The 2506-nt window shown below is 36.7% G+C and carries 3 protein-coding genes; 1 reads left to right on the top strand and 2 read right to left on the bottom strand.

Translation table 11 applies throughout. The annotated features are described in order from the left end of the window. Nucleotides 1-924: S1 family peptidase (locus ACP6PL_RS15775; RefSeq protein ID WP_426546214.1), on the bottom strand; the 924-nt coding region annotated here is incomplete at its 3' end. After that, nucleotides 917-1240: a CU044_2847 family protein gene (locus tag ACP6PL_RS15770; RefSeq protein WP_426546213.1), complete on the bottom strand. Its 324-nt coding sequence runs from the start codon at nt 1238-1240 to the stop codon at nt 917-919. The genes ACP6PL_RS15775 and ACP6PL_RS15770, both read right to left, overlap by 8 nt. Nucleotides 1241-1346: 106 nt before the next feature. Here ACP6PL_RS15770 and dhaK point away from each other — a divergent pair, with 106 nt between their 5' ends. Next, nucleotides 1347-2420 carry a dihydroxyacetone kinase subunit DhaK gene (dhaK, locus tag ACP6PL_RS15765; RefSeq protein ID WP_426546212.1) on the top strand — a complete coding sequence of 358 codons (1074 nt, stop codon included), beginning with the start codon at nt 1347-1349 and terminating at the stop codon, nt 2418-2420. Nucleotides 2421-2506: the final 86 nt, after the last annotated feature.

The raw sequence follows: 2506 nt of genomic DNA, 5'->3' as shown, positions 1-2506 counted from the left end.
TTCTTCAACAGATAAATCCTCAGAAGTTTCTATAGGTTTTACTTGAGTTTCTTCAATAGATAAATCCTCAGAAGTTTCTATAGGTTTTACTTGAGTTTCTTCAACAGATAAATCCTCAGAAGTTTCTATAGGTTTTACTTGAGTTTCTTCAGCAGATAAATCCTCAGAAATTTCTACAGGTTTTATTTGAGTTTCTTCAATAGATAAATCCTCAGAAGTTTCTACAGGTTTTACTTGATTTTCTTCAATAGATAAATCCTCAGAAGTTTCTAATGATTCTCGTTCAATTTGCTGAGAAACTTCAGTCGGCATTTCACGCCAAATTTTTTCCAAAGCTTCTATTGATATTGCTGTGCCAAAAGTTCCTTCCTTTGCTCCTTCCTTGTCAACTTTATGAGTAGTTAAACCCAAAACAAAACCTGTTTCTGAATCAACAACAGGTGCCCCACTATAACCTTTTTGAAGTTCTCCTTTATCTATTTTTAGTTTACCAACAGCAACTTCTTCTTCCTGATTATCTATTGTTTGTAATGCTGTTTCTCCATCAACCATCATTATTCCTGTTATTATCTGGCGACGGCGTGCCTTATTTTCACCCATAAGAAAGTTACCAGGAATTTTTATTTCAAAACTTCTTTCTTGTTCCCCATATAAAATCATTAACGTTAAGGGCGGAAAAATATATTTGACTTTTAAAATTGCTAAATCAAAACCTTGAGCATCTCCTATCTCCACAAGTTCTACAGGAATATCATTTACCCTTAGATTTTCTTCACCACCCACATCCTCAACAACATGGGCGCAAGTAAGCAGATAAGTATAATCATCCTGCCGATAAAAAGCAAATCCAGTGCCAATAACATTTGCTTTTTTAGCACTGGTAATTAAAACAATAGATTCTTTTAATTTTCTCAGATTAATCATTCCCTGACTTTTTCGGTTTCAGCACTAATTTAACTTTTAAATTTGCACCTGCCTTTGCTTTCGTAATATATAGATTACCTTCCCCTTCAAAATTAAAACCCACTTCCACCTCAGCTTGTTCAATTTCCATATCTTTATTAATTTCTTGCCAAGCTTCAGCAATAGGGCGACTAATACTAATTAATATAGGTTTAACTTTATCAAAACTAGATTGGACTCTTTTGGCAACATTAGTAGAAATTGGCTTTGCCTCATCATCTGCAACTTCTGCTTCAACCCAAATCCCATCTTCTAGTTCAATTAGTCTGGTGGCCATGTACGTTAATTATTGAATTTAACTGCTATTCTATTTAAGCATATATCAGTAATTATTAGGTCATTTTCTTGTAATATAAATACAATTACTAATCAGGATATATTCTATGAAAAAACTTATTAATAACCCCAACGATGTAGTTCGAGAAAGTCTCCAAGGTATGGCGATCGCTCACCCCGATCTCATAAAAGTCAACCTCGAACCCCATTTCATCTACCGCGCTGATGCACCAATAAAAAATAAAGTTGCCATCATCTCCGGCGGAGGTAGCGGCCACGAACCTATGCACGGCGGTTTTGTCGGGATGGGAATGTTAGATGCTGCTTGCCCTGGTGAAATATTTACTTCTCCTACTCCTGATCAAATGTTAGAAGCAGCTAAAGTTGTCAATTCAGGCGCAGGTGTTCTGAATATTGTCAAAAATTATAGTGGCGACGTGATGAATTTTGAGATGGCAACCGAACTTGCTCTCTCAGAAAATATCCGAGTCTTGAATATATTAATAGATGATGATGTTGCCGTTAAAGACAGTCTTTTTACTCAAGGGCGACGAGGTGTCGGAACAACAGTGTTAGCAGAAAAAATTTGTGGCGCTGCTGCTGAAGCTGGTTATGACCTCAAGCAGATAACTGACCTTTGCCGGAAAGTAAATCTCAATGGGCGCAGTATGGGAATGGCATTGACATCATGTACCACACCTGCTAAAGGTAGTCCTACTTTTGAGTTAGGCAATAACGAAATTGAATTCGGTATTGGCATTCATGGGGAACCAGGGCGAGAACGAATGGCAATGAAATCAGCAGATGAAATTGCAGAAATGTTAGCTATTAATATTATTGAAGATGTCGGTTATAGTCGGATAGTGCGGGAGTGGGATGAGGTGAAAGGGGAATGGCAGGAAGTAGAATTAATAGACTCACCATTTGAGCAAGGCGATCGCCTTCTAGCTTTTGTGAATAGTATGGGTGGTACTCCTATTTCTGAGTTATATATTGTTTATCGGAAATTAGCAGAAATTTGTGAACAAAAGGGACTACAAATTGTGCGTAATTTGATTGGGCATTATATTACTTCCTTGGAAATGCAAGGTTGTTCTATTACTCTGTTAAAATTGGATGATGAGTTGATTAAATTCTGGGATGCGCCAGTGAAAACTGCGGCATTACGATGGGGTATTTGATATAACTCAGAAGTTAGAAGTCAGAAGTCATAAGTTAAATTTAGAGCTAATTTTTTTGCTCAAAAAAAGTTTTTGTTTGTAGTAGG

Origin of the sequence: Dapis purpurea BLCC-M126, from assembly GCF_050015975.1 — a bacterium.
GTDB lineage: Bacteria > Cyanobacteriota > Cyanobacteriia > Cyanobacteriales > Microcoleaceae > Trichodesmium.
This window is presented reverse-complemented; position numbering and strand designations above follow the sequence as displayed.

Excerpts from the sequence above, each read along its gene's own strand:
- ACP6PL_RS15770 (WP_426546213.1), bottom strand. The coding sequence starts at position 1,240 with ATGGCCACCAGACTAATTGAACTAGAAGATGGGATTTGGGTTGAAGCA.
- dhaK (WP_426546212.1), top strand. The coding sequence starts at position 1,347 with ATGAAAAAACTTATTAATAACCCCAACGATGTAGTTCGAGAAAGTCTC.